Source organism: Amycolatopsis sp. NPDC005232, assembly GCF_040607795.1.
In the GTDB taxonomy this organism is placed as follows: Bacteria; Actinomycetota; Actinomycetes; order Mycobacteriales; family Pseudonocardiaceae; genus Amycolatopsis.
On the sequence record NZ_JBEXHL010000054.1, the window covers coordinates 17,082 to 38,079 of the forward strand.

The 20,998-nt window shown below is 69.7% G+C and carries 17 protein-coding genes; 9 read left to right on the forward strand and 8 right to left on the reverse strand.

The window, feature by feature from the left end:
• Positions 1–4: 4 nt before the first annotated feature.
• The gene (locus ABZU76_RS48315; RefSeq protein WP_354884291.1) at positions 5–1,771 is read right to left on the reverse strand and encodes an ABC transporter substrate-binding protein; all 1,767 of its coding nucleotides are present in this window, start codon (positions 1,769–1,771) and stop codon (positions 5–7) included.
• A gap of 238 nt (positions 1,772–2,009) precedes the next feature.
• Between ABZU76_RS48315 and ABZU76_RS48320 the strand changes: the two genes are divergently transcribed.
• The gene (locus ABZU76_RS48320; RefSeq protein ID WP_354884226.1) at positions 2,010–2,837 is read left to right on the forward strand and encodes a M55 family metallopeptidase; all 828 of its coding nucleotides are present in this window, start codon (positions 2,010–2,012) and stop codon (positions 2,835–2,837) included.
• On the forward strand, positions 2,830–4,128 hold the full coding sequence (locus ABZU76_RS48325) for a M20/M25/M40 family metallo-hydrolase (protein WP_354884229.1): 1,299 nt from the start codon (positions 2,830–2,832) through the stop codon (positions 4,126–4,128). Before ABZU76_RS48320 ends, ABZU76_RS48325 begins: the two co-directional genes overlap by 8 nt.
• A 153-nt stretch (positions 4,129–4,281) precedes the next feature.
• Here the strand turns inward: ABZU76_RS48325 and ABZU76_RS48330 are convergent, their stop codons facing one another.
• Genes ABZU76_RS48330 through ABZU76_RS48345 form a run of 4 tightly spaced genes read right to left on the reverse strand, consistent with a single transcriptional unit; the run spans position 4,282 to position 6,005 of the window.
• Positions 4,282–4,617, reverse strand: coding sequence for a hypothetical protein (locus ABZU76_RS48330; RefSeq protein WP_354884232.1), 336 nt, complete (start codon positions 4,615–4,617; stop codon positions 4,282–4,284).
• 46 nt (positions 4,618–4,663) lie between these two features.
• Positions 4,664–4,969, reverse strand: a complete 306-nt coding sequence (locus ABZU76_RS48335; protein ID WP_354884235.1) for a hypothetical protein — start codon at positions 4,967–4,969, stop codon at positions 4,664–4,666.
• 24 nt (positions 4,970–4,993) lie between these two features.
• Positions 4,994–5,332, reverse strand: a complete 339-nt coding sequence (locus ABZU76_RS48340; protein WP_354884238.1) for a hypothetical protein — start codon at positions 5,330–5,332, stop codon at positions 4,994–4,996.
• Between the two features lies 1 nt (position 5,333).
• Complete coding sequence (locus tag ABZU76_RS48345) at positions 5,334–6,005, reverse strand: class I SAM-dependent methyltransferase (protein WP_354884241.1); 672 nt, start codon at positions 6,003–6,005, stop codon at positions 5,334–5,336.
• Positions 6,006–6,130: 125 nt separating this feature from the next.
• Here ABZU76_RS48345 and ABZU76_RS48350 point away from each other — a divergent pair, with 125 nt between their 5' ends.
• Positions 6,131–6,532: a hypothetical protein gene (locus ABZU76_RS48350; RefSeq protein WP_354884244.1), complete on the forward strand. Its 402-nt coding sequence runs from the start codon at positions 6,131–6,133 to the stop codon at positions 6,530–6,532.
• A 175-nt stretch (positions 6,533–6,707) separates the two neighbouring features.
• Complete coding sequence (locus ABZU76_RS48355) at positions 6,708–11,015, forward strand: GH92 family glycosyl hydrolase (RefSeq protein WP_354884247.1); 4,308 nt, start codon at positions 6,708–6,710, stop codon at positions 11,013–11,015.
• A 67-nt stretch (positions 11,016–11,082) separates the two neighbouring features.
• On the opposite strand, the gene ABZU76_RS48360 is transcribed toward ABZU76_RS48355, so the two are convergent.
• Positions 11,083–12,537: an amidase gene (locus ABZU76_RS48360; RefSeq protein WP_354884250.1), complete on the reverse strand. Its 1,455-nt coding sequence runs from the start codon at positions 12,535–12,537 to the stop codon at positions 11,083–11,085.
• A gap of 239 nt (positions 12,538–12,776) precedes the next feature.
• On the opposite strand from ABZU76_RS48360, the gene ABZU76_RS48365 reads away from it, so the two are divergent.
• Entirely contained in the window at positions 12,777–15,929 is a 3,153-nt protein-coding gene (locus ABZU76_RS48365) for a GH92 family glycosyl hydrolase (protein WP_354884253.1), read from the forward strand.
• Positions 15,926–18,031: an FUSC family protein gene (locus ABZU76_RS48370; RefSeq protein ID WP_354884256.1), complete on the forward strand. Its 2,106-nt coding sequence runs from the start codon at positions 15,926–15,928 to the stop codon at positions 18,029–18,031. The genes ABZU76_RS48365 and ABZU76_RS48370 overlap by 4 nt, the downstream gene beginning before the upstream one ends.
• On the opposite strand, the gene ABZU76_RS48375 is transcribed toward ABZU76_RS48370, so the two are convergent.
• Complete coding sequence (locus ABZU76_RS48375; RefSeq protein WP_354884259.1) at positions 18,015–18,386, reverse strand: VOC family protein; 372 nt, start codon at positions 18,384–18,386, stop codon at positions 18,015–18,017. The genes ABZU76_RS48370 and ABZU76_RS48375 overlap by 17 nt on opposite strands.
• On the reverse strand, positions 18,386–18,784 hold the full coding sequence (locus ABZU76_RS48380; RefSeq protein WP_354884262.1) for a nuclear transport factor 2 family protein: 399 nt from the start codon (positions 18,782–18,784) through the stop codon (positions 18,386–18,388). Before ABZU76_RS48380 ends, ABZU76_RS48375 begins: the two co-directional genes overlap by 1 nt.
• A gap of 106 nt (positions 18,785–18,890) precedes the next feature.
• Here ABZU76_RS48380 and ABZU76_RS48385 point away from each other — a divergent pair, with 106 nt between their 5' ends.
• The 3 genes from ABZU76_RS48385 to ABZU76_RS48395 all read left to right on the forward strand — a co-directional run bounded on the left by ABZU76_RS48385 (position 18,891) and on the right by ABZU76_RS48395 (position 20,997).
• A complete protein-coding gene (locus ABZU76_RS48385; RefSeq protein ID WP_354884265.1) occupies positions 18,891–19,331 on the forward strand; it encodes a MarR family winged helix-turn-helix transcriptional regulator in 441 nt (146 codons plus the stop codon).
• Positions 19,332–19,412: 81 nt separating this feature from the next.
• The gene (locus ABZU76_RS48390; protein WP_220240662.1) at positions 19,413–20,402 is read left to right on the forward strand and encodes a malate dehydrogenase; all 990 of its coding nucleotides are present in this window, start codon (positions 19,413–19,415) and stop codon (positions 20,400–20,402) included.
• Between the two features lies 1 nt (position 20,403).
• The gene (locus ABZU76_RS48395; RefSeq protein WP_354884268.1) at positions 20,404–20,997 is read left to right on the forward strand and encodes an AAA family ATPase; all 594 of its coding nucleotides are present in this window, start codon (positions 20,404–20,406) and stop codon (positions 20,995–20,997) included.
• Position 20,998 lies beyond the last annotated feature (1 nt).

Consider the following 20,998-nt stretch of genomic DNA (forward strand, 5'->3'; position numbering starts at 1 on the left):
GGATTTACTCCCGGTCGTCCGCGGCTTTGCCGCGCCGGCCGATCAGGACGCCGCCGCCGACGAGCACCACGACCACGACCGCGCCGAGCACGATCCACAGCACGGTGTTCGAGCCGCCGCTCTCGGCGGCGGTGTTCTCCGTGCCTGCGGGGACGGCGCCGTAGACGCCCCAGTATCCGGTCTGCTCCAGGATCGAGCCCTGGGGCTGCGGCTGGGTCTGGAAGCCGGAGAACTTGTCGGAGCGGTAGGCCTCGAGCGCGTTGTCGTAGTCGAGGACGACGTTCACGGCCTGGCTGTAGAGGCGCGCCTGGGCCTGCTTGACGTAGCCGGCGCGGGTGGCCGGGTCGGTGTTGGTGAGCTGCTGCTTGTAGAACCCGTCGTAGGTCGGGTCGCAGAAGAAGGTGTCGGTAGTGGCGCCCTTGCCCTCGGCGTTGGGCCGCGAGGCGCAGGTGTGCAGTGCGAGCGCGTAGTCCGGGTCGGGGTTGGTGGCGTAGCCGGAGATCACGAGGTCGTAGTTGCCGGCGGTGGTGCGGTCGTTGAGCTCTTCGTCGGAGACGAGCTCCTGCTTGACCGAGATGCCGATCTGCTGCAGCCAGCCCGTGACGTACTGCGCGGTGCGCTGGTCGAATGCGCGGTTGGCGTGGCCGGTGAGGCGCAGCTCGAGGCGCGCGCCGCCCGGGGCGATCCGGACGCCGTCCGGGCCCTTGGTGTAGCCGGCCTGGTCCAGCGCCGCGTTGGCGGCGGCGAGGTCGAACTTGCGGGCCTCGGTCGGTGCGGGATCCCAGTGGTAGGCGGAGTAGATCGGCGGGACGACGCCTCCGCCGAGCTGGCCGTAGCCCCCCATGACCTTGTCCACGATGGTCTTGGTGTCGATGCTCTGGGCGATGGCCTGGCGCAGACGGAGATCCTTCAGCACCGGGTTGCCGTTGCCGATGGGCTTGTTGTTCACGTCTTCGACGCCGAAGTTGATGTTGATCTCGTTGTAGCGGCGCCCGGGTGCCTTGTTGGTGGCGATGTTCGGCTGGCCCGCGAGGGCGTCGAACTGGGTCGGGGTGAGCCGGTTGATCACGTCGACCTCGCCCTGCTTGAGGGCGTTGACGGCGGCCTCGACGTCCTTGAACACGAGCAACTGCAGCTCGTCGACCTTGGGCGCGCCGCGCCAGTAGGACGTGTTGGCCTTGAACTTCACGTACTCGTTCTGCTTGTACTCGGTGAGCTGGTACGGGCCGTCGCTCACGCCGACCACGGACAGGTCGTCGGTCTTCGGGTCGTTGAGGTCCTTGATCGGCGCCCAGATGTGCTCGGGCACGATCGGCACGTCGAGCAGGTCCATGGTGGCCTGCACGGCCTTCGTCTTGACGACCAGCGTCGTGTCGTCCGGCGCGGCGACGCTCTGGAAGTTGGCGACGTAGTTGCCGTTCGCGGTGCGCGCGGTCTCGTCGTCGAGCATGCGCTGGAAGGTGAACGCCGCGTCCTTGGCCGTGACCGGCTGCCCGTCGGACCACTTCACGCCCTGGCGGATCTTGAACGTCCAGGTGAGCTTGTCGGGCGAAGTCGTCCACGACTCCGCGAGCGCGGGCGAGGCTTCGGCCTTGTCCGCGCTCGGGATGGTGAGGAACTCGTAGATGAACCGGCCGACCTGCGTCGACGCCGCGAGCGACGCCGTGAACGGGTTCAGGTGATCGATCCCGGTCGTGAGCGCCACCCGCAGCACTTTCGGCTGCGCCGGCTGCTGTGCCACGGCGGTGCCCGCCAGCGGCAGAATCGCCATGGTTCCCGCGGCCAGAACCGCGATGGCGCGGTTCACCCCGCGCCGAACGTGCTTGATCCGCACTTGAAGACCACCCCATCGTCTAGCCCCAGATTCGAAAAGTAACCACATACCGAGGGAAGGGCGCAATATGTTCCGACAACTGTGCGGGTCCGATCGTTATGTGCGAAGCGGGGTCACCGTGGGTGACCTCGGGTGTTCCGCCGCGGGCCGGACGTAGGATGACTAGAGTGCCCGCATGCGGATCATGGTCTCGGCGGACATGGAAGGCGCCACGGGCGTCACGTGGACCGACGACGTCGTGCCCGGCACCGAGCCCTGGCAGCGGTTCCGGCGGTTGTTCACCGGCGACGTCAACGCGGTGCTGGAGGGGTTGTTCGATGCCGGTGCGTCCGACGTCCTCGTGAACGAGGCGCATTCGTCGCAGCGGAACCTGTTGCTGGAGGAGCTGGACCCGCGGGCGCGGATGCTCACGGGGCGCCACAAGCCGTTGTCGATGATGCAGGGCATCGATTCCGGTGTGGACGGTGTGGTGTTCCTCGGATACCACGCGGGCGCCGGGTTCGACGGGGTGCTGTCGCACACCTACCTGGAGAACCAGATCACCGGGGTGTGGCTGGACGACGTGCCCGCGAGCGAGGGCCGGCTCAACGCGGCGCTGGCCGCGGAGTACGGCGTGCCGGTGCTGCTGGTGAGCGGTGACGACCAGGCGTGCGAAGACGCCCGTGACTACGCTCCGGAGGCGGAGCTGGTGCCGGTGAAGGAGTGCGTGAGCCGGTACGCGGCGATCTGCCTGCCGCCGGCGCGCACGGCGGAGCTGCTGAGGACGGCGGCGCTGGACTCGTGCGTGCGGGCCGGGAGGGTGGAGCGGTTGCCGGGGCGGCACCGGATCGAGGTGGAGTTCGACGCGAGCCACCTGGCGCAGGCGACGGCGGTGATCCCGACGGTGGAGCAGATCGGCACGCGCCGCGTGGGGTTCGACGCGCCGAGCATGACCGAGGCGATGAAGGCGTTCAAGGTGGTCACGGCCATCGCGGCGGGGGCGGTGCAGGGCATCTATGGCTGACGTCGTCGAGGTCTGCGCGGACTTGATCCGGTTCGACACGACCAACCGCGGTGGCGGCGACTCCGAGGGCGAGCGGGAGGCGGCGGAGTACGTCGCCGAATTCCTGGGGCGGCACGGGGTTTCGGCGAAGATCGTGGAGTCGGCGCCGCGGCGGGCGAATGTGATCGCGCGGATCCCGGGTGCCGATCCGGCGTTGCCGGCGCTGCTGGTGCAGGGGCACCTGGACGTGGTGCCGGCGGACGCGGCGGACTGGTCGGTGGCGCCGTTTTCCGGTGAGGTGCGTGACGGGTTCCTGTGGGGCCGGGGCGCGGTGGACATGAAGGACTTTTGCGCGATGGTGCTGTCCGCCGTCGCGTCGGGGCTGCGGCCGCGCCGGGATCTGGTGCTGGCATTCGTGGCGGACGAGGAGGACAAGGGCGACTTCGGGGCGCATTGGCTGGTCGAGCGGCACCCGGAGCTGTTCGAGGGCTGCGTCGCGGCGATCAGCGAGTCGGGTGGCTACAGCTACCACGTGCCGGCGGCCGACGGGCGCACCGTGCGGCTGTACCCGGTCGGGACGGCCGAACGCGGCACCGCGCACATCAAGCTGACCGCGCGCGGCCGGGCCGGGCACGGTTCGCGCCCCAACGACGAGAACGCCGTGACCCTGCTCGCCGACGCGTTGCACCGGATCGCCGGGCATCGCTGGCCGGTGCGGCTGACCCCGACCGTACGGGCGTTCCTGGACCGCACCGGTGCGGCTTTGGGTGTGCCCGTCGACCTTTCTTCGGGTGACGCGGTGGACGCGACGGTGGCGCGGCTCGGTCCGGCGGGTTCGCTGGTGGTGCCGACGGTCCGCAACAGCACCACGCCGACGATGCTGTCCGCCGGCTACAAGGTGAACGTGATCCCGTCGACCGCGACGGCCCAGGTGGACGTGCGAGTGCTGCCGGACGCGGAGGACGAGCTGTTCGAGGCCCTCGACTCGCTGCTGGGTCCCGGGGTGACGCGGGAGTTCGTGGCGCACCAGCCGCCCGTGGAGGCGCCGGTGGACTCGCCGTGGTTCGACGCCATGGCCGCCGCGCTGCGCGGCGAGGATCCCGACGCCGTGGTGGTGCCGTACTGCATGGGTGGCGGCACGGACGCGAAGGCGTTTTCCAAACTGGGCATGGCGTGTTACGGCTTCGCTCCCCTGTCGCTGCCCGAGGGGTTCCCGTACCGCGCGATGGCGCACGGCGTCGACGAACGCGTGCCGGTCGAGGGGCTCCGGTTCGGGACGCGGGTGCTGAAGCGGTTCCTGGAGTCCTGTTAGGCGCCCTTGTCCCGCGGGGGTTCTGGTGACCGGCGGGCGAAGCGGGTTGTGGGCGATCGCGTGGTCGTTGGAAGGTGGCGGCCTCGAACGGCCGCATCGGATAGTGAAACCGGTGGATTGGCCGGCCGGCCGTTGAGTCTCAGCGTTGTGTGATCAGTCGGGCCACTGGTCGCAGTATTCGATGTGGAGTTCGCGAGCGTGGGCCAGGATGCCGTCGCCTACGTGCAACTCTGTGCAGTAGTGCGGGTAGTTCGGGGTTGCGACGAAGGCTGGCCCCTGTCTTGCGATGTCGAGGAAGCGCCCGGCGGTCTCTCGGAACACCTTCGCGCTGCCGGTCATGAACAGTGTCTCGGCGTGCAGGTGTTGGTGGAACTTGTCGTGGTTGTCCCGGTAGTGGCGGGCCGCGTAGTCGATGGACATCTCATCGGCGTGGTCTGCCTCGGGCAGGGTGGCGGTCTGGGGGCGGCCGGGGCTGAGCCGTTGTCGCACTTGCTTCCATCAGGCCGGGGCTGAGCCGTTGTTGCACTTGCTTCCATCAGGCCGGGGTGAACTGTAAGGAATGGTGCAGCAGCACCAGGTCGAGTCGGGGGCTGGTGGTGCCAGGGCAGTTGCAGGCTGGCGGGCGGTTGGCCCGTATCGGCAAGTGGGTCAGTGAGCGTGGTGAGCGGGCGGCGAGCATCCACAGGCCGGCGATCATGAGGGCGGCGTCCTGGGCGAGGTATACGGCCAGGTGCCAGTCACGGTCCGTGAGCAGCGTGTGTGTCAAGGGACAGGCGGGCCGGATGACCCTGAACTCGTCGGTTCCCAGACGGGCGTGGTGGATGGTGACGGGCAGCTTCATCTGGCGCGGTGGCCGTCCGTGACGCTAGGCGCGCCAGGCGCCCGGCAGGTTCTGCGGGTGCGTGCGGTCGAGTTCCGCTTCGAGGGTGGCTTGGCGCTGTTCGGCGGCTTCGGCGCTCGGGAGGCCGAGGCGTTCGGCGATGCGTTCCCAGGACCAGCCGCGCCGGCGGGCCTGGTTGATGAACTCGGGTTCGGACTGGTCGACGATTCGGCGGCTGGTGACGACTTCGCGGCCCCAGGCGTCGAGCACGTCGTCGGGGGCCGCGTGGCCGAGCTGGGCGGCCATGAGCAGCGCGGTGAGCACCTCGGTCGGAGGAAGGTCCGGGAGGTGCTCGGTGAACCAGCGTTCGAGGATCGGGTTCACGTCAGGCCGTCCGGGTGAACTGGGCCCACCAGCGGCTGCCGTCGCGGACGCGGTCGACGGTGGTGGCCTGGACGCCGTCGCGGGCGAAGGAGACGAGTTCGGCGCGGTTGAGCGGCCAGGGTGGTCCGGACCAGGTCGCGAGGTCGATGCTCTCCTCGGCGAAGGCGCCGACGACGAGAGTGCCGCCGGGCGCAAGGAAGCCGGCCACCGACGCGATCGCCGCGTCGCGCACGGACTTCGGCATGGACTGCACGGTGAGGATCTCGACGACGACGTCGAAGGCGTGGTGCCATTCGGCGGGCGGGTCGAGCAGGTCGGCGGTGCGGTAGGAGACGCGCGTGTCGGGGAAGCGGTTCAGCACGGCCTTGATCGCGCTGGGCGAGACGTCGAATGCAGAGGTCGCGTAGCCGGCCTCTGCGAGCAGTTCCGCGTCGTCGCCCATGCCGCACCCGACGACGAGCGCGCTGCGGCCCTGGCCGGGGTTCGCCGCCGCCCAGGCCGCGAGCTCGGGACCCGGTTCGCCGCGGTACCACGGCACGACGGCCTGCCCCGCTTCGGCCGCGGCGTAGAGGGGTTCGAACCATCCCGTCGGGTCGCCGGAGGCCAGCGCGGTCTCGGCGCGGCGGCGCGCGGCGTCGTCGGCCGCCGCCTGGTCGATGGCTTCAGGGGGCATCTTCCCCTTATACCGGCGGCGGCCATCCGGTGCGCGAGATTTCCGGATGCGCCACCCGGCCGCGCAAGGCTCCCTGGTGTGAACCCGGTGACGGCCGACTGTGCGGCTGCGGTTCACTGATCGCCATGGACCGACTGCCCGACCTCCAGACCAGCCTGCTGATCCGCACGGACTTCGCCGATCCGGCGGGTTGGGACGCGGTCTGCACCGCCGTGACGACCCCGATCGAAGAGGATTTCCTGCCGGACCTGCACGTGGTCGACGACCCGGCGTACCGCGACGCGACCGCGGACCAGTTGGTCGCGCTGGCGCCGGAGTGGGCGCTGCTGGTGCTGGCGGACCGGACGGCGCTCGCGTCGGCGGAGCTGCCGTTGCTGGTGGTTCGGGTAAGCCCGCGCGTGAGCGGGCGGCTGCGGGTGGTCGCGGAGCACCTGTACTCGATCGAGAACAACATCGCGCTGGCCAACATGGATTGGGAGGAGTTCACGTCGGCGGCGGACGAGGACGGGGTGTTCCGCGGGTTCTGATGCGTCCGGCGACCGGATGCGCCAGCGGGTACGTCCGGCGTTGTCCGTTTCCGGCCAGGTTTGCCCACCGGATCTTGACATCGATGTCACACGCGGGTTTCCCTTCCGTAGCGCCGCCGCCGGGAGGGTTCCTGCGCGGGCGCGCCCGACCCGCCCCGACAAGCTGGGAGCAACGATGCCCCGAAGCGTCAGATCCGTCCGCGCCGCGCTGGTCGCGGTCGTGGCGGCGGCCGGATTGGTCGCCGTGCCGGCGACCTCGACCGCCGCGGCGGACGCCCCTCCGCCGGATTTCTCGTCCTCGTTCGAGCCGTCCGATCCGCAGCCGACGTGGCAGGACACCGTTGACACCGATGCCGCGGGGCAGCCGCGGACCTCGGGGGTCAACGGCGCGAACGGTGCCACGATCCCGGGTGACATCCGGGGCAAGGTGACCGAGACGAGCGCGAGCAGCGAGAACACCGACGGTGGTGAGGTCTCGGCGAACCTGGTCGACGGCACGACGGACACGAAGTGGCTTTCGTGGGAGCCCACGGCGTGGGCGCAGCTGACGTTGTCGGAGCCGGTGGCGATCACGCACTACGCGATCAGCTCGGCCAACGACTTCCCCGGCCGTGATCCGCAGGACTGGACGCTGCAGGGGTCGAACGACGCGCAGCAGTGGACGGACCTGGACAAGCAGTCGGATCAGTCGTTCGACGCGCGGTTCCAGGAGCACCAGTACAAGCTGGTGGCGCCGAGCGCGGCCTACCGCTACTACCGCCTCGACGTGACGCGCAACCACGGCGACGACATCCTGCAGATGTCGGAGCTGCTGCTGGCCAACGACGACGCGCCGCCGCCGCCGTTGCCGAACATGCGCAGCTTCGTCGACTCCGGGCCCACCAGCGGGTACACCAACAAGAACCGCGTGGGCTTCACGGGGAAGAAGGCGTTCCGCTACGCCGGCACGCAGACCGCGGCCGGGCACGGATACTCCTACAACAAGGTGTTCGACGTGAACCTGCCGGTGGTCCCGACCACCGAGCTGTCCTACAAGGTGCAGCCGCAGCTCACGGGCAACGACCTGAAGTACCCGAGCACGAACGTCGCGATCGACCTGGCGTTCACCGACGGCACGTACCTGTCGGGGCTGGGCGCGACGGACCAGTACGGGTTCCCGCTCACGCCGTCGGGCCAAGGCGCGAGCAAGATCCTGTACGCGAACCAGTGGAACCTGGTGCGTTCGGCGGTCGGCACGGTCGCAGCGGGCAAGACGATCGACCGGATCCTCGTGGGCTACGACAACCCGAACGGGCCGGGCGCGTTCCAGGGCTGGCTCGACGACGTGAAGATCTCAGCGACCCCGACGCCGCCGGCGAGCCAGCGCCCGAGTGACAACGTGCTGACCACGCGCGGCACGATGGCCAACGGCACGTTCTCGCGGGGCAACAACTTCCCGGCCACGGCGGTGCCGCACGGGTTCAACTTCTGGACGCCGGTGACGGACGCGGGTTCGGATAGCTGGCTGTACAACTACTCGACGCAGAACAACGCGGACAACCGTCCGCAGCTGCAGGCGTTCTCGGCGAGCCACGAGCCGAGCCCGTGGATGGGTGACCGGCAGAGTTTCCAGGTCATGCCGTCGGCCGCGGCCGGGGTGCCGGACGCGAACCGCGACGCGCGGGCACTGGCGTTCTCCCACGACAACGAGGTCGCGCGGGCGCACTACTACGGCGTGACGTTCGACAACGGGATCAAGACGGAGATCGCGCCGACCGACCACGCGGCGGTCATGCGGTTCTCCTTCCCGGGCAACGACTCGAGCCTGATCTTCGACAACGTGAACAACTCCGGCGGGCTCACGCTCGACCCGGCCACGGGCACGCTGACCGGGTACTCGGACGCGAAGAGCGGGCTGTCCGCGGGTGCCGGGCGGATGTTCGTCTACGCGAGCTTCGACAAGCCGGTGACCGCCGGGGCGAAGCTGACCGGCCAGGGCCGCGACAACGTGACCGGCTACCTGCGGTTCGCCGCGGGCGCGGACAAGACGGTGACGATGCGGATCGCGACGTCGCTGATCAGCGTGGAGCAGGCGAAGAAGAACCTCCAGCAGGAGCTCGCCCCGACGGCCACATTCGACTCCGTGCGCGACGCCGCGCAGCAGGCGTGGGACAAGCAGCTGGGCGTGATCGAGGTGCAGGGCGCGTCGAAGGACCAGCTGGAGACGCTGTACTCGAACCTCTACCGGCTGTTCCTGTACCCGAACGAGGCGTTCGAGAACACCGGCACGCCGCAGGCCCCGGCCTACAAGTACGCCAGCCCCGTGGCAGCCAAGACCGGCTCGGACACCGCGACGCAGACCGGGTCGAAGATCGTGGACGGCCAGATCTACGTCAACAACGGTTTCTGGGACACCTACCGCACTACGTGGCCGGCGTATTCGCTGCTCACGCCGGACATGGCCGGGAAGATGGTCGACGGGTTCGTGCAGCAGTACCGCGACTCGGGCTGGATCGCGCGCTGGTCCTCCCCCGGTTACGCGGACTTGATGACGGGCACGAGCTCCGACGTCGCGTTCGCCGACGCCTACCTCAAGGGCGTGACGAACTTCGACGTGAAGTCGGCCTACGACGCGGCGCTGAAGAACGCCACGGTGACCCCGCCGAACTCGGCGGTGGGCCGCAAGGGTCTGGACCAGTCGATCTTCCTCGGCTACACGCCGAACACGACGGGTGAGGGCTTCTCGTGGGCGATCGAGGGCTACGTCAACGACTTCGGCATCGCGAACCTGTCGAAGAAGCTCTACGACGAGGCGCCGGCGAGTGACCCACGCAAGGCGGAGTACCTGGAGAACTACCAGTACTTCACCAGCCGCGCGCAGCAGTACGTGAACCTGTTCGACCCGAGCATCGAGTTCTTCCAGGGCAAGGACGCAAACGGCAAGTTCACCAAGACGGCCGACCAGTACGACCCGCGGGTGTGGGGCGGGGACTACACGGAGACCGACGGCTGGAACATGGCGTTCACCGTGCCGCAGGACGGGCAGGGGCTGGCGAACCTCTACGGCGGCAAGGACAAGCTGGCGCAGAAGCTGGACCAGTTCTTCGCAGACCAGGAGACCGCGACCTTCCCGGGCACCTACGGCGGCGCGATCCACGAGATGCGGGAGGCGCGGGACGTGCGGATGGGCCAGTACGGCCACTCCAACCAGCCTTCGCACCACCTGCTCTACATGTACGACTACGCGGGTCAGCCGTCGAAGACGCAGGCCAAGGTGCGTGAGGCGCTCTCGCGGTTGTACTCGGGCAGCGAGCTGGGCCAGGGTTACGCGGGCGACGAGGACAACGGTGAGATGTCCGCGTGGTACGTGTTCGGCGCGATGGGTTTCTACCCGTTGCAGATGGGCAGCCCGAACTACGCGATCGGGTCGCCGCTGTTCACCAAGGCGACGCTGCACCTGCCGGGTGGTGACGTGGTGATCAACGCGCCGAAGAACTCGGCGAAGAACGTCTACGTGCAGGGCCTGAAGATCAACGGCAAGGCCTGGACGTCGACGTCGCTGCCGCAGGACGTGCTCTCGCACGGGGCGACGCTCGACTTCGACATGGGCCCGAACCCCTCGGTCTGGGGCACGGGTGCCGACGACGCGCCGAAGTCGATCACCACGGGCGACGCGGTGCCGACGCCGCTGCACGACGAGACGGGCGCCGGCAAGGGCACGCTGTCCACTTCGGACGGTTCGAACGCGGCGGCGCTGATCGACAACTCGTCGCGCACCGAGGCGAAGGTGACCGGCGCGGTGACCTACCAGCTGAACTCGACGGACGAGGCGGTCACGCACTACACGCTGACCTCGCCGAAGGGCGCGGGTGATCCGAAGAGCTGGCAGCTCGAGGGTTCCTACGACGGGAAGACGTGGGCGGTCGCCGACCAGCAGACCGGTCAGACGTTCCCGTGGCGGCAGCAGACGCGGGCGTTCGCGGTGGCCAACCCGGCGCACTACGCCTACTACCGGCTCACGGTGACCGACAGCAGCGGCGGTCCGGCGTCGCTGGCGGAGTTCGAGCTGCTGGGCCGGCCGGACGCGTCGTGCACGAAGACGCTGACGGGTGTGCAGAAGGGTCCGTTGGCGGTGTCGAGCGGCACGGTGTGCCTCGAGGGCGCGACGGTGTCCGGTCCGGTGACCGTGTCCGCCGGTGCGTCGCTGGTCGTGCGCGGTGGCTCGATCGCGGGTCCGCTCGCGGCGACGGGTGCGGGCCAGGTGGTGCTGAACCGCACGAAGGTGTCGGGTCCGGTGGCGATCACGGGCACGACCGGGGCCGTCTCGGTCGAGCTGACCGACATCGGCGGCCCGGCGACCTTCACGGGCAACCACGGGCCGGTGCTGGCCGGCAGCACTGTGGGCGGGCCGCTGGCCTGCACGGGCAACACGCCCGCCCCGACCGACCACGACCTCGCCAACACCGTCCGCGGCCCGGCCGCAGGACAGTGCGCGAAGCTGTAGCCGGCTGAGCTGACAGGTGTGGCCCCGCAGGGTTTCCTGCGGGGCCACACCTGTGTCCGGAGGTTCGCTACTTCGGTGCCTGGAAGCCGCCGATCTCGCGTTCGAGCAGATCTGCCAGCCGCAGTGGGGTGCGGTCCTCGAACATCGGGCCGATGAGCTGCACTCCCACCGGCAGGCCCTCCGGGGAGCGGCCCGCCGGGATGGCCGTGGCGGGCAGACCGGGCATGGTGGCGAGACCGGCCCAGACGAGCTGGTCGAAGTACGGGTACCCGACGCCGTCGATGTCGAGGCGCCGTTCCAGTGGGTTGGGGTCGTGGTCGTGCGGGAACGCGGGGGTGGGGGTGATCGGGCACACCACGGCGTCGAACTCGGCGAACAGCTGCCGCCACGCGTGGCGGTGGAGTTCGCGACGGTAGTTCGCCTCGAGCCAGTCGCGGTGGCTGAACACCATGGCGCGCAGCCGCACGGCGTCGAGACTCCGGTCGTCCGGGCTCAGCCCGGCGGCGCGGGCCTGCAACTGCTCGTATCCGTCGAGGGGAAACCGCGCGACGGAGCCCGAAATCAGCAACTGCATGTACAGCGTCGCCCCTTCGGCCAGGTCAGGCAGCAGCGGACTGTGCCGGTGGACGCGGGCACCGCCGTCGACGAGCGCGTCGGCCACCCGGTTCACGCCCGCCCGCACGGCGGACCCGATCGGGATGAGCGGATGGTCGTCGAGGACCAGGACGCGGAAGTCGGACAGCTTCTCGTGGCGTGCGGGCGGCAACGTCACGTGGTGCGCCTTGCCGAGCGTCAACGGGTCCGGTCCGGCCATGACGTCAAGCAGGAGCGCCAGGTCGCGGGCGGTGCGAGCCATCGGACCGACGACGGCGAGGTCGAGGTCGACCGGCAATGGCGGTGCCGGCGGCGCGACCATGCCGCCGCGGGTGGCCGCCAGCCCGAGTGTCGGCTTGTGCGCGTAGATGCCGCAGAAATGCGCGGGGGTGCGCAGCGAACCGGCGAGGTCGGAGCCGATGGACAATGCGCCGAATCCGGAAGCCAGGGCCGCCGCTGATCCGCCGGAGGAGCCGCCCGGCGTGCGATCGTGATCCCACGGATTGTTACTGGTGCCGTAGATCTCGTTGAAGCTCTGGATGTCCTGCAGACCCAAGGGCACGTTGGTTTTTCCGAGCACCACCGCGCCGGCGGCTTTCAGCCGCGACACCTGCACCGCGTCTTCGGCCGGCACGTGGTCGCGGTGCGGTGGCAGGCCCCAAGTCGTGGGCAATCCGGCGATGTCGTAGGACTCCTTGACCGTCACCGGAATGCCGAGCAGGGGCCGGTCCTCGCCGCGGGCGCGTGCCTGGTCGGCACGGTGCGCGGTGGCCCGTGCCCGGTCGAAGTCCGGCACGCAGATCGCGTTGATCGCCGGGTCGTCCCGTTCGATCCGGGAGATCGTTTCGTCGGTCAGTTCCACCGAGGTCACCTCGCCGGCCCGCAAGGCCGTGGCGAGCTGTTCGGCCGAGTGAAAACTCCATTCCATGAAATCCGACCCTAGCCGCGATAAAAGTCCACGCCCGGAAAAGGACGTGATGAGTGTTGAGACATCCATCCCGTTGCCGGAAACGGAATTTCGTGGCCTGAGAGGGCGAAATCGGCTCGCCACACAATGGCGACAATGTCAATTCGAAATCCCCCTACCGGCAATTCGCCGGATCAGTGGTGCCCGGGAGGTCGTGGTCACGGCAGGCCGACCAGTGGCGCAGCGACTACCGTGAGCGCGTGACCAGCGCCGGGTTCTTCTCATCGTTCGAGGCGGGTGACCCGCAGCCGGTCGCCTCCGGTGTCCGCGTGGACAGCGGACCCGATCGGTCCCCCACCTCGAAACCAGGTGTGGGGTTCACCGGCGTGCGCGCGCTGCGCTACAGCGGTGTGGCGCGGACGGTGCTGTTCGAGACCGACGTCGAGGTCACCGCCCACAGTGCACTGTCCTACGTGGTCTTCCCGGCGTCGGACGCGTCGGTCCCTTCCTACCGCAGCACGTTCGTCGCACTGGACGTCGAGTTCGACGACGGCAGCACCGCCGGGTTCTCGGCCACCGAGCAGGGGCACGCGAAGACGATGCTGGTGGACCAGTGGAACCTCGTGCGCCGGCCGCTGGGCGCGTTCGCCGGGCGCCGCGTGCGCCGGATCGTGCTGCTCACCGACGCGCTGGGCGGCCGTGACGTCAAGGGCTGGCTCGACGACGTGCGCATCGGCGAGCACCACCCGCGCACCGGCGACGCGGTCGACCACGTCCGCACGACACGGGGCACGCACTCCGGTTTCGGCTTCTCGCGCGGCAACACGTTCCCGGCCACGGCCGTGCCGCACGGGTTCAACTTCTGGACCCCGGTCACCGACGCGCGGTCGCTGGACTGGTTCTACTCCTACCACCGGCACAACACGGCGGCGAACGAGCCGGCGCTGCAGGCGTTCGCGCTGAGCCACCAGCCGAGCCCGTGGATGGGCGACCGCCACACCTTCCACCTGATGCCCGGCACCGGTCCCGTCGAGACCGACCACCGGCGCCGCGCGCTCGCGTTCTCCCACGAAGACGAGACCGATCGGCCGCACCACTACGGCGTGCGGTTCGGCAACGGCGTCGCGGCGGAGGTCGCGCCCACCGACCACGCGGCGATGTTCCGGTTCACCTTCCCCGACGGCGCCGGCTGGGTGGTCTTCGACAACGCCCGCAACCGCGGCGGCCTGCGCGTGCACCCGTCGACCGGGGTGGTCACCGGGCACACGTGGGTGCGCAGCCGCCTGTCCACCGGAGCGCGGCGGATGTTCGTCTACGCGCAGGCCGACGTGCCCGCGTCCGGCGGGGGCCGCGGCCCGTTCCGACGCCGGGTGGCCGGCCACCTGGAGTTCGCCGCGCCGGAGGTGACCCTGCGGATCGCGACGTCGCTGATCAGCCTCGCACAGGCGCGGCGCAACCTGGAGCTGGAGATCCCGGCCGGCACCACGTTCGACGAGGTCCGCGACCGCGCGCGGGAGAAGTGGCAGGACCTGCTGGGGCGCGTCGAGCTCGAGGGCGCGAGCGAGGACGAGCTGGCCACGTTCTACTCGAACCTCTACCGGCTCTACCTCTACCCGAACCGCGCGCACGAGAACACGCCCGACGGCATCCGCCACGCCAGCCCCGTCGCCCGCGGCCGCGCGTTCAGCACCCGCAAGCACACCGGCGCGAAGATCGTCGACGGCGAGCTGTACGTCAACAACGGCTTCTGGGACACCTACCGAACCACCTGGCCCGCGTATGCGCTGCTCACCCCCGGGCGCTGCGGCCGGATGATCGACGGGTTCGTGCAGCAGTACCGCGAAGGCGGCTGGATCGCCCGCTGGTCCTCTCCGGGCTACGCCGACCTCATGACCGGCACCAGCTCCGACGTCGCCTTCGCCGACGCCTACCTCAAAGGCGTGCGCAACTTCGACGTCGAGTCCGCCTACGACGCCGCGCTGAAAAACGCGACCGTCGCCCCGCCCCGCGCCGGCGTGGGCCGCAAAGGCCTCGACACCTCACCGTTTCTCGGCTACACGCCCACCTCGACCCGTGAAGGCCTCTCGTGGGCGCTGGAAGGCTGCCTCAACGACTTCGGCCTCGCCAACCTCGCCGACGCGCTCGCCCGCGAAAGCGAAGGCCCCCGGGCGCGCCGCCGCGCCGACAACGCCGCCTACCTGCGCCAGCGCGCCCAGCACTACGTGCACCACTTCGACCCGCGCATCGGCTTCTTCCAGGGCCGCACCCCCGACGGCGGCCGGCACTTCCCGGCGCGGGGCTACGACCCCAAGGCGTGGGGCGGCGACTTCGTGGAGACCAACGCTTGGAACACGGCGTTCTCCGTGCCCCACGACGGGCCCGGCCTCGCCGCCCTGCACGGCGGCACCGCCGGCCTCGAAGCCAAGCTCGACACGTTCTTCACCACCCCCGAGACCGGCCGCAAACCCGGCGCCTACGGCGGCCTCATCCACGAGATGACCGAAGCCCGCGACGTACGCATGGGCCAGTACGGCCACTCCAACCAGCCCTCGCATCACATCCCGTGGATCTACGCCTACGCCGGCGCGCCCGCGAAGCTGCAGCGCACCGTCCGCGAGGTCCTGCGCCGCCTCTACCTCGGCAGCGAACTCGGCCAGGGCTACCTGGGCGACGAAGACAACGGCGAGATGTCCGCCTGGTACGTCTTCGCCGCGCTCGGCCTGTACCCGCTCACGGTCGGCAGCCCGCGGTACGTGGTGTGCGCGCCGCTGTTCCGCCAGGCGACCCTGCACCTGGAGAACGGCCACGACCTCGTGATCCGCGCCCCCGGCGCCGCGACGGCCGCCGACACTGGGGACACGGTCGACACGCCCTACGTCCACGGCCTCACCATCGACGGCCGGCCCCACCACGCCGCGACCCTCTCCCACGCCGTGCTCGCCCGCGGCGCCGTGCTGGAATTCGACGTCCGCAGCGAGCCCGGCACCTGGGGTACCGAACCCGCCACGCCGGCGAAGCCCGCGCCGCTGACCGACCTCGTCGGCACCGCCTACAGCCCCGACGGTCCCGCCGCGCTCCTCGTCGACGACACCAGCCGCACCGAAGCCACCTTTACCACCCGCACCCCGGTGGTCGAGTTCTCCGTGCACGGCAACCCCCGCGAAGTCACGATGTACACACTCACCTCGGGCAGCCGCGACGGCGACCCGACCGCGTGGGTGCTGGAAGGCTCCGCCGACGGCCGCCGATGGACGGTGCTCGACCGTCGCAGCGACGAGTTGTTCCGCTGGCGCCGCCAGATTCGCCCGTTCGTCCTCGACAACCCCGCGGCCTGCGAGCACTACCGTTTGCGTGTCACGGCGGCGAACCGCCGCCGCGTCACCCTCGCCCAGTGGGAGCTGCTCGCCCGATGATCGCCGACCTCCGCGACGCCGCCCTCGACCGGCTGGCGGGAGCCGATCCCGGCCTCGTCCGCCTGCGGCTGGCCGGCTCCGCCGTGCTGGGCATCATCATCGCCATCCTCGTGCTGCAGCCCCTGCACTTCCCGCTCACCACGTCACTGGTCGCCGCCATCGCCGCGATGATGAGCGCGTTCACCGTCAACGACCCCACCAGCGCCGGCCAAGCCGTGACGCTGTGCCTCGCGGCCGTCGTCGGCGCCTGCTCCATCACCCTGGCCACCATCGGCGCCGCCTACCCACCGCTCGACAGCATCGTCTTCGTCCTGCTGATCTTCGTCGCGGTCTACATCCAGCGTTTCGGCCCCCGCGGCACCGCACTGGGCTCCATGGCGTTCTTCCTGTTCTTCTTCCCCATGTTCCTGCAGGCCCACCTTTCCCAAGCCCCGCAGCTGCTCATCGCCATGGCCACCGGCATCGCCGCCAACGCCCTCGTGCGCTTCGCCCTGCTGCGCCGCAACGCCGAAACCGAATTCATCCGCATCCGCCGCGCCTTCCGCGCCCGCGTCGCCGCCACCGTGCGCGCCACCGAGGCCTACATCGCCTCCGCCGGCAGCGACCGCAGCAACCGCCAGATCCGCACCGCCCTGGCCCGCCTGCACGAATCCGTCCTGCTCATCGAGGACAACGCCCCCGACGTCGTCGACGCCCGCAACGCCGACCTCCTGCGCCGCCGCGCCATCGAGGTCGAGCTCGCCGTCCAATGGCTCACGATCACCGTGCAGCGCACCTACTCCCACCCGATGCCCGAAGGCGTCGCCGACGACCTCGTCGCCCGCCTGGCGAAGTTCCGCTCCCTCATGGAACGCGACCCCCGAGAACTGCCGCTCATCAGCGAGACCGGCGAATACAGCCGCATGCTCGTGGAAGGCAGCCGCATCGACGAGAAAGCCCACCCCGGCGACGGCGTCCGACGCGCCATCGCCGAGCTCGCCGTCGCCGACGACCGCGCCCAGCGCGTCGCCCGCCGCGAGGCCACAGTGGACTACTCCCCCGACGAAGACGACGACGAACCCGAACCCACCAAAGCGTTCGCCTACGACAACCAGACTCGCAGCGCCATCCAGGCCGTCATCGGCGGCGGGCTCGCCGTCCTCGCCGGACAGCTCATCTCCCACCAACGCTGGTACTGGGCCGTACTGACCGTCTTCGTGGTCTTCGTCGGCACCTCCAGCGCCGGCGCCCGATTCGTCAAAGGAGTCCGCCGCACCGCCGGCACCCTCATCGGCATCGTCGGCGGCGTCGCACTGGCCCTGCTCGTCAGCGGCAACACCATCGCGATCCTCGCCCTGATCATGGTCTGCGTCTTCGGCATGGTCTACATGGCCCGCGTCTCGCAGTTCCTCATGGCCTTCTTCGTCACCAGCATGCTCGGCCTGCTCTACAGCCTGCTCGGCACCTTCAGCATCGAGGTCCTCTGGATCCGCGTCGCCGAAACCGCCGTCGGCGCCGCCTCCGGACTGCTCGCCGCCATGGTCATCGTCCCCGTCCGCACCCGCTCGGTGATGCTCGACGACATCGCGACCGTCCTCGACGAGCTGCACGAGTTCGTCGAATCAGCCGAAACCCTGCTCTCCGGCCGCGACAACGTGAACATCATCGAGATGTCCCGCGACCTCGACCGCTCCGTCGAACAGGTCCGCAAGACGATCGAACCGCTCACCCACCCCATCAACCTCCGCAGCGCACGGCGCGACTACGGCTGGCACGTGCTCACCACCCTCGAAGGCATCGCCTTCCGCGCCCGCCACGTCGCCGCCCGCGCCCAGCCCGGCCAGCTCGACGGACCCGTCGCCGACCGCCTCGACCTCTTCGCCGGCCGCGTACTCGCCAACATCGACCTCGTCGGCGAAGCCGTCCGCCACCCCAACACCGCCCCCACGGACAAGCTCCTCCGCGACGACGGCACCCCCGTCGTCGACCGCATCGACGACTCCGAAACCCGCGCCGTCGTCTCCAGCTTCAGCCACCTCGACGAAGGCGTCATCGCACTGGGCCGCGTGTTCAACGTCGACGCGACCCAGCCCGCACCGGCCGGCGCTAACCGGCCCTCGTGAGCAGCTCCATGTTGTGCCCATCCGGATCGTCGAAGTAGAACCCGCGCCCGCCGAACATCCCGTTGATCCCCGTCGTGCGGTGCAGCGGATCGGCGTAGATCGCCGTCCCCGACGCCGTGAGGCGCTCCAGCGCGGCGTCGAACTCCGCGTCACTCACCAGAAACGCGTAGTGCTGACCGGCGACTTTGTGGGCCCTGCCCGCCTGCGCGAAGTCCAGCGTCACCCCATTGCCCAGCACCACCGGCAGGAACGGCTCCGTCTCCTCACCCACAGCCAACCCCAACACACCCGCGAGGAACTCCGCCGACGCGCCTCGATCCGTCGCCCAGACGATCGTGTGGTTCAGCTCCGCCATCACGCACCCCCGCGCGCGAACGCCGGCGGCGCACCGATCGGGCTCAGGTGCATCCCCGCCAGCAACCACCGGCCGTCCTCGCGCACCAGCACGTGCGTCGACCGGAACTGCCCGTCCACCGCGTTGCCCTGGTGCGTCGCCTGCTGCTCGTGCACGCCGACCGCGATCGCCGAGTCACCGTGCTCGCGCACCTCGACCTCGCGCCAGTCCAGCCGGCGCATGACGAGCCCGCCGCCTTCGTAGCGCTGCAGCCACTGGTCGCGGTTCAACACGAAGCCCAGCGGGCCGACCAAGGTGAAGTCACCCGTGGTCATCCCGGCCAGCGTCGTGGTGTCCCCGGCCGTCTCGGCCGCGACCCAGCGTTTCCCCAAGTCGGTGATCTCTTCGGTGGTGCCCATGATCCCTCCCGCGGTCAGTGGAGCAGCTTGACGCGATAAACGTTAGAACTCTAATCGTTAGGTGTCAAACACTTAGACTTCGATCAATCTGCGATACGGTGCACCCGTGCCACGACCAACCACCGCCCCCATCGGCGTCGTCCTCGCCCGCACCGCCAAAGCCGCGGGACAAGCCTTCGACCAGACCCTCGCCGCCGTCGGCGGCTCGCAGCCCATCTGGCAGATCCTCATCGCCCTCAAAACCCACCAGCACACCAGCCAACGCCAGCTCGCCGACGCCGTCGGCATCCAAGGCGCCACCCTCACCCACCACCTCAACGGCATGGAAACCGCCGGCCTGCTCACCCGCACCCGCGACCCCGAAAACCGCCGCGTCCACCACGTCGAACTCACCGACCACGGCGAAACCACCTTCCACCGCCTCGCCGAAGCCGCCGTCGCCCACGACAACCGCATGCGCACCGGCCTCACCGACCACGAGATCGCGACCCTCGCCACACTCCTGGGCCGGCTCGCGGCCAACGTCACGACACCCACCGGAGAGTGACTGGACGCACCCGAACGATCGCACCCGCGAGTACTAGAGTCGCTGTACTAGCCAAAGTCGTCTCAAGCTGGAGAACCCGCTATGACCCAAGCCCCTGTCAACGTCACCGTCACCGGTGCGGCCGGCCAGATCGGCTACGCGCTGCTCTTCCGCATCGCGTCCGGTCAGCTCCTCGGCCCGGACACCCCGGTGAAACTGCGGCTCCTCGAGATCCCGCAGGCGGTCAAGGCGGCTGAGGGCACCGCGATGGAGCTCGACGACGGCGCCTTCCCGCTCCTGTCCGGGATCGACATCTTCGACGACCCCAAGCAGGCGTTCTCCGGCACCAACATCGCCCTGCTCGTCGGCGCCCGCCCCCGCACCAAGGGCATGGAGCGCGGCGACCTGCTCGAGGCCAACGGCGGCATCTTCAAGCCCCAGGGCGAAGCCATCAACGCCGGCGCGGCCGACGACATCCGCGTCCTCGTGGTGGGCAACCCGGCCAACACCAACGCCCTCATCGCCAAGTCCCACGCGCCCGACGTACCGGCCGACCGCTTCACCGCGATGACCCGCCTCGACCACAACCGCGCCCTCGCGCAGCTGTCGAAGAAGCTCGACGTCCCGGTCTCGGACATCAAGCGCCTGGCCATCTGGGGCAACCACTCGGCCACGCAGTACCCGATGATCACCCACGGCACCGTCGGCGGCAAGAACCTCGCCGAGGCCGTCAACGACCAGACCTGGGTCGAAGAGACCTTCATCCCCACCGTCGCCAAGCGCGGCGCGGCCATCATCGAAGCCCGCGGTCTCTCCTCCGCGGCCTCCGCGGCATCGGCCGCCATCGACCACGTCTACACCTGGGTCAACGGCACCGACGAAGGCGACTGGACCTCCGCGGCGGTCATCTCCGATGGCTCCTACGGTGTCCCCGAGGGCCTCATCTCGTCCTTCCCCGTCACCGCCAAGGACGGCAAGTACGAGATCGTGCAGGGCCTCGAGATCGACGACTTCTCCCGCACCCGCATCGACGCCACCGTCGGCGAGCTCGCCGAGGAGCGCGACGCCGTGCAGAAGCTCGGCCTCATCTGAGTTGAGCACTGCTTCTTCTGAGGGCCGCCCCGGATCCGTCCGGGGCGGCCCTCGCCTCATCCACCTCAACGGACCGTCGGGCATCGGGAAGTCCACCGTCGCGCGCCTCTACGCCGACCGCCACCCCGGCGTGCTCGACCTCGACACCGACCACGTCGTCTCCCTCATCGGCGGCTGGCGCGACGACTTCTTCGCCACCCTGCCCGTCGCGCGCCGCCTCGCCGTCGCCATGGCGGAAACCCATCTGCGGTCCGGGTTCTCCGTCGTGATGCCCCAGCTGGCAACGCACCTGAAAGAGGTCTCGGGGTTCGAAGCCGCCGCGCGCGCCGCAGGAGCTTCGTACGTCGAGATCGTGCTGACCGCGGCGAAGCCCCACGCGTTCGACCGCTACTCGTCCCGCTCCAGCGACAGCGGACCGGCCCGCGACATCGACGAGATCATCACCCGCGCCGGCGGGCTGGAGCTGATCGACCGCGTCCACGACCACCTCGCGGCGTACCTGCGGCAGCGTCCGAAATGCACTGTGGTCGATACGGAAAGCCTTGACGTGGAACAGACCTACGACGCCGTGGTCGGGATTCTCGCTGGTCTTTAGC